The organism is Nostoc cf. edaphicum LEGE 07299 (assembly GCF_015207245.1).
Lineage (GTDB): Bacteria > Cyanobacteriota > Cyanobacteriia > Cyanobacteriales > Nostocaceae > Nostoc > Nostoc edaphicum_B.
In genome coordinates, this window is record NZ_JADEXF010000291.1 from 1 (window position 1) to 5,611 (window position 5,611).

The following is a 5,611-nucleotide window of genomic DNA, read 5'->3' on the forward strand; positions in this document are numbered from 1 at the left end:
GTTAAAGATACTCTAGAAGCATATATTGAGCCTTTAGGTAGCAACCTAAGTCTTTAAAGTGACATAAAGTTCGATTTGTGACAATTGATGTCAGACTCACAGATGGTGGAGGCAGGAAAAAAACGATCCAAATTCAAGGTAAAAATCGTCAAGTATGGATAATTACCCAAGAGAATACTAGAGAAATATGATGTTGATGGTATTCGTATTAAGGAAATTTCAGTGCAAGATTTAATTCAAATATTTAATAAAAGACTATATTCAGATGCTTTTGAAGAAGATGAACTATCTGCACACCTTGCAGTGATTGATAAAACTTGATTCTACTCTTTTATGACACTTACTCCAGTTTCTAGACTGAGCTAGAAGATCATCTCCATAGATGGTAAACCTACTATGTCAACTCAGTGCTACGCTACAGTTAGCAAAATTGAGAGGCAACTATGACTGCCCTGATTCTAAACCTCAGCCCCGCCATTGAATTAACAGATGAGCAGTTCTTCCAACTGTGTCAAAATAATCGAGATTTGCGACTTGAGCGCACGGCAGAAGGAGAATTGATTATCATGCCACCAACTGGATGGGAAAGCGGAAATCGAAATTCAAAACTAACAGCCCGGTTAGAATTTTGGGCTGATGCCGATGGTACAGGGCTGGCTTTTGACTCTTCCACAGGTTTCAAACTCCCTAATGGTGCAAACCGCTCTCCAGATGCGTCTTGGGTGAGCCGAGAGCGATTAGAAGCCCTGAATCCAGACCCTGCAAGATTCCTACCGCTTGCTCCCGATTTTGCGGTAGAATTACGCTCTGCTTCAGACAGCTTAAAGACTGTGCAACAAAAAATGCAGGAGTATATTGACAGCGGTGTACGTTTAGGCTGGCTGATTGATCCGCAGAACCAACAGGTGGAAATTTATCGCCCAGGACAGGATGTTGAGATTCTGCAATCGCCTACTAGCTTATCAGGAGAGGATGTATTGCCAGGGTTTGTCTTGGATTTAGCACAGATTTTGAGTTAAGCGATCGCTTTTTACTCACATCTCTTCTCAAAAGGCGTAGGCGTAGCCCGTCGTAGACATCGCTCAATCCACTCATTTCATAATCTGGTCAAATTGCAACTATAATTTGACAAAAATTTACAGTCACACAGAAAAAATTAATATTGACTTAATATTAAAAATACCGTCTGCAATAACCCTATAACAAAACCTAAAACACCACCTAAAGTCACGATTGCCTGCAATTCATTTTTCACAATTCCTTCAATGGCAGCTTCCAAATCAGCAGGTGAAGTTGATTTTACACGGTCAACGATCACTTCATCTATCGATAAAATTGGAATCGCCTGTGCCACAATTGCTTCTAAATCTTTTTCCAAATATTTCTCTAAAATTAGAGCCAACTCTTGACTCATGACTTCTAAAGAAGTACTGACAACCGGTGAAGTACTAAGACGATTCAGCAGCACTACAGCAATATTTTCCCAATCAACAGAATCAGTTAATCCTTGTAAAAAATCGCTGCCACTATTTTGCAGGTAATGGCGGACACTTTCGCGGGTAGTCTTTCGGAGTTGGCGAACCGTACCCATTGGCAAGTTTTGTAATGTTAAATTTTGCAGTAATTTCCGAATGCGATCGCGGATCTGCAAATCTTGAGTCAATTCCTGCAAGCGAGTATTAGCAGCCTCTTTTTCATCCAAACAAAAAGTTCGTAGGCGTGTAAGAGTATTACGTAAGCCAAACAGATTTGCTACTACCCAATAAGTTCCACTGGTTTTTTCGCGGAAGCCTTCATCGATAATTTGAATGGTGCGATCGGTCAAAAAATCAACTATCGTTTGGCGTAAAAGATCCGGCGGTAAAACTACTTGTAATAACCAATCCGCAAGCCGCGTAGATTGTTCTTCACTAAGTTGAAATTCCAGCAATATCTGGTCAAAAATTTGATTTATCTGCGCTTCTAAAAAATCTTCACGCCGCGCTAAAACTTTGAGCAATCGTGGCAAGGACTCCCCTAGTAAATCCCGCAAAATTCCCGCTACAATTTTAGCACTTTTCTCGTTTTTATCTGTCTTAATTTGTTCAATTGCCAACCGTAACAACCAGAGAATTGCTGATTGCACGCGTTCTGTTTGCAACAAACGCCGTGCCAGATTTTGCAATTCTTGTGGTGTCAATAGTGACCCCATGATTGTATTAGAAATGTTCTTAGCCAGACGTTCTTGATTGCGGGGGATCAATCCAGGGGTGAAGGGTACTCTTCGTCCAGCGATATAAATTGCTCGGTAAGGACGGAACAACATTTTGATGGCTATATCATTTGTGAAATAGCCAATAATTCCACCCAGTACCGGGGGAGACACATAAAGCCAAAGATGAGACCAGTCCAAGGGAAGAATTAAAAAAGTTAGGAGGTTAGAGCTTAGGTTAGGAGTTAACAGTAGAGACGCGATTAATCGCTTCTGTACAAGAGTTAGGAGTTAGGAATGATAAATTTTAAATGAGAATTTATCACTACTCATAATTCATAACTTTTAACTAATAACTCCTAACTTACAAAGCACTAGCACTCCCATCATACCGTTCGCAATGGGGTAGTGTGTGGCAACTGCAAAACCGACTTGATGAGCTAACTCTATTTGCTCTTTGCCGATGGGAAAGCGATCTAAGCTGGGACTGATGTAAGCATATTCTTCTTTTAAGCCTAAATAACTGGCAACTGGCACTACAAAACTGTCCAGATACAACTGCTGAAAGGCACGTAGCTGAGGATTACTCGGTCGATGAAAGTCTAAAATTGCGGCTTTAGCTCCCGGCTTCAAAACCCGGTATAACTCTTGAAGACTGCGAAAAATATCTTTAACATTTCTTAAACCATAGCCCATTGTTGCGGCATCAAATTGGTTGTCGTCAAAGGGTAAATTGAGGACATCAGCTTCTACCCAGCTGATAGCAGGTTGGGGGTACTGCCAATGTGAGCGTTCTTTAGCCTTTTCCAGCAGGTTTTGGGAAAAATCCACTCCATACACCTGTCCTGTTGCTCCGATACGCCGGGCCAAACGTAAAGCTAAATCACCACTACCGCAACACAAATCTAATGCAGTATCTCCTGGTTTAGCTGCACTCCATTTTACTGCCATTTCCTTCCAGATTCGATGCTGTCCCAGACTCAACCAATCGTTCAACTGGTCATAAACTGGAGCAATACGGTTAAAAATGGACTGAATTTCGTTAGTCATTGGTCAAGAAGTCATTAGTCATTGGTCATTAGTCATTTGTCATTTGCCAATAATAAAGGACAAATGACAAAGGACAAATGACAACTATACAGTGGTTTGATGGCGACTACTAGTAAGAGCGATCGCCACCAGTTGTGCTGATAAATTAATTAGCACCAATTCATCTTCTCGCAAAGTGCAAGGTTGTTTCCACTGGAGCGACAATACACCCAAAAGTTGATTGCGGTAGCTAATTGGGATCACTAAATGTGCTTGCACACCCGTCTTTTGGTAGTGAATCGCATCAACTAATTTAGTGTCTTTAAGTACATTTAAGGAAACTTGCATTTGTCCCGTGGCGATCGCTTCCTTGGTTAGTGGGTCAAGAGATAGCCAATTTTCTATTGTACCTGTATCGCTGTAAGTTCCTTGAGTTGGAACCAGAGTATTTCCATCTGTAAGTTGTAAAATACAACCCTCTGCCCCAAAAGTTTCACTCACAGCCCTAGCAATGGGAGCAAGAGTTTCTTCTAAGTTAGAAGCTGCTTGAGTTACCTGTACCAAAACACTCAACAACGCCATTTGAGCATGAGCACGGCGTAATTCTTCTGTACGTTGCTTGAGCAAGTCGTAGGTTTCGGCTGCTCTTTGCACTACTGCCTTCAGTTCCCCTGGGTCCCAAGGCTTGGTGATATATTTGTAAACTTGTCCGGCATTAATTGCTTCTACCAAGTCTTCAATATCAGTAAATCCAGTGAGAATTATTCTTACTGTATCGGGAAACTGAGGTACAGTCTTGCTGAGAAACTCAGTCCCTTTCATTTCTGGCATCCGTTGATCGGAGATAATCACCGCTACCTCCCCTTCTGCTGCCAAAACTTGTAGAGCGTTCACCCCACTATCAGCTTTCAGAACATTAAAGTCACGTCGAAATGTGCGATAAAGTAAATCGAGATTATCTGGCTCATCGTCAACTACCAGTATTTTCAGCTTTTTTGGTCGTTCGAGAGTCATAACTTGAGATTGGACTTTATCAATTTCGAGATTGGGTTTATCCATAGATATTTCCTTTAAATATTCACTCTCTTGTTATATTCCATACCAAGTTTAGTTGAGAATAGCCGAAAATCACCAAGGGTTTATACGGAGTTATTTTGCATATATTAGAACGCTAATAGTGAGCGCTACACAGGAAATTTGCTTGCCCAAATATCTGAATCAAAAAATGTTGCGCGATAAAAACCAACTCAATTAACGAAACTATGGCAGTTTTGATCGTGGATGAGGTGTAGGTCTGGGTATAGATTAGAATAATACTTGCTCATGAGGTGTTAATTAACCTCTCAAGTTGAAGCTCGCACTCCGATTATGACTGATCTACCACCCAACACTCAGAATCCCGAAGACAATGCTAACAATGATGTAGCACAAGAGTTACTGCGAAGGCTGAGGCAAAAACAAGGCAACTGGGTGGAATGGGGAACCGCGATCGCCTCGTTGCTAAAAACCGGTTTCAACCCCCAAGAAATTTTTGAGGCAACTGGATTTGAGCCAATTCAACAAAACCAGGTGGTTGTTGGTTCTCAAGTTTACAATTCTTTGGAAAAGTTTGGAGTATCGGCAGAAACGCGATCGCACTACACCACACGCGGCAGCGATGTTTTATACGAGCTACGTTTACTTACTCAAGAAGAACGCGCCGCTGCTGCCGAACTAATCTTCGTCCACAATGTTGATGCTGATGAGGCACGGGAGATAGCCAAAGCAATTAAAGAGTTCTCCTATTTCCGCACTTTGCCAGAAGGGTTTTCTGCCCATCCTGGGGATGCTGTTGCTCACCAAGTTTGGAAACTGGCACGCCAAAATGCAGATTTACAGCAGCGATCGCGCCTAATCGCCAAAGGTTTGCGTTTTGCTCACACGCCAGGTGCAAGGCAAAAAATCGAACAACTACTGACTGATTTTACTACCGTTCCCCAGCGTCCAGCGCCAATTTTACCGTTTTACCGCCTAGAATTTGAAGAACAGTTACCCCGAATCTTGCCTGTAGTAGGAGAGTTGCCATTATCACGGCAAGACTTGCAAGCTGTGCCCATACTGACAGAAATTGAACCATTTCGGTTGGTCAAGTTTTCTGGAGAGCAAGCTTGGGTACCCTTACCAGGTTGGCAAGTGCTATTGGCGGCAGAAGATCCAGTGGTGATTTTAGCGAATAGCGATCGCTTCCCCATCCAAACCCAAAGCCAAACAGGGCCAGTCGTAGTAGTAATAGATCGTGCCCAACGAGAATGGGATGCCTCCAGCTATTTTGTTGTTGAAAATGGTGGTGAGCTAGATTTTCAATGGTTTGAAACTGAGCCAGAAATTCCTCTACTAGGGCAAGTTATTATC

At 42.2% G+C, this 5,611-nt stretch carries 5 protein-coding genes; 2 read left to right on the forward strand and 3 right to left on the reverse strand.

What is annotated here, in order from left to right:
• Window positions 1-443: 443 nt before the first annotated feature.
• A complete protein-coding gene (locus tag IQ229_RS10795) occupies window positions 444-1,019 on the forward strand; it encodes a Uma2 family endonuclease (RefSeq protein ID WP_194043559.1) in 576 nt (191 codons plus the stop codon).
• Between the two features lie 137 nt (window positions 1,020-1,156).
• On the opposite strand, the gene IQ229_RS10800 is transcribed toward IQ229_RS10795, so the two are convergent.
• From IQ229_RS10800 to IQ229_RS10810, 3 genes are all read right to left on the reverse strand, one after another.
• Window positions 1,157-2,392, reverse strand: coding sequence for a DUF445 domain-containing protein (locus tag IQ229_RS10800; RefSeq protein WP_194043561.1), 1,236 nt, complete (start codon window positions 2,390-2,392; stop codon window positions 1,157-1,159).
• 144 nt (window positions 2,393-2,536) lie between these two features.
• Window positions 2,537-3,241, reverse strand: coding sequence for a bifunctional demethylmenaquinone methyltransferase/2-methoxy-6-polyprenyl-1,4-benzoquinol methylase UbiE (gene ubiE, locus IQ229_RS10805; protein WP_194043563.1), 705 nt, complete (start codon window positions 3,239-3,241; stop codon window positions 2,537-2,539).
• 84 nt (window positions 3,242-3,325) lie between these two features.
• A complete protein-coding gene (locus tag IQ229_RS10810) occupies window positions 3,326-4,279 on the reverse strand; it encodes a response regulator (protein WP_194043565.1) in 954 nt (317 codons plus the stop codon).
• Window positions 4,280-4,588: 309 nt separating this feature from the next.
• On the opposite strand from IQ229_RS10810, the gene IQ229_RS10815 reads away from it, so the two are divergent.
• Window positions 4,589-5,611 (forward strand): RuBisCO accumulation factor 1 (locus tag IQ229_RS10815; RefSeq protein ID WP_194043567.1); only part of this gene is annotated, 1,023 nt, incomplete at its 3' end.

Excerpts from the sequence above, each read along its gene's own strand:
- IQ229_RS10795 (WP_194043559.1), top strand. The coding sequence starts at position 444 with ATGACTGCCCTGATTCTAAACCTCAGCCCCGCCATTGAATTAACAGAT.
- ubiE (WP_194043563.1), bottom strand. The coding sequence starts at position 3,241 with ATGACTAACGAAATTCAGTCCATTTTTAACCGTATTGCTCCAGTTTAT.
- IQ229_RS10810 (WP_194043565.1), bottom strand. The coding sequence starts at position 4,279 with ATGGATAAACCCAATCTCGAAATTGATAAAGTCCAATCTCAAGTTATG.